This window comes from Aphanothece microscopica RSMan92 (genome assembly GCF_046613545.2).
In the GTDB taxonomy this organism is placed as follows: domain Bacteria; phylum Cyanobacteriota; class Cyanobacteriia; order PCC-6307; family Cyanobiaceae; genus NIES-981.
On the sequence record NZ_JBKKKY020000673.1, the window covers coordinates 1 to 384 of the forward strand.

Genomic DNA, 384 nt, shown 5'->3' on the forward strand with positions numbered 1-384 from the left:
TTCGGCAGAGGGCGGGATCAATGGCGCGCCGGACCTTGCGGTCGCGTTGGGGGGGGGATGTGTCCCCGCCCGCGATGCGCCGCGATGAGATCGGGCACGGCGCGCGCATCGTCGCCGCGATCCGCGATGACGTCGCCGGGGCGCGGATGCCGCGCAAGACGGCGCTTGACCGCCGCCTTGTGCGAGGCCTGCCCGGGTGAGAGGGGGAGGGCGACAGGCAGCCCGCGCGCATCGACCATCGCGTTGATCCGGGTGCGCGATCCTCCACGCGAATTCGGCAGAGGGCGGGATCAATGGCGCGCCGGACCTTGCGGTCGCGTTGGGGGGGGGATGTGTCCCCGCCCGCGATGCGCCGCGATGAGATCGGGCACGGCGCGCGCATCG

The 384-nt window shown here is 73.7% G+C and carries 1 protein-coding gene; it reads left to right on the top strand.

The window, feature by feature from the left end:
• Positions 1-74: 74 nt before the first annotated feature.
• A complete protein-coding gene (locus ACLD7X_RS19570; protein WP_425625553.1) occupies positions 75-200 on the top strand; it encodes a hypothetical protein in 126 nt (41 codons plus the stop codon).
• Positions 201-384: the final 184 nt, after the last annotated feature.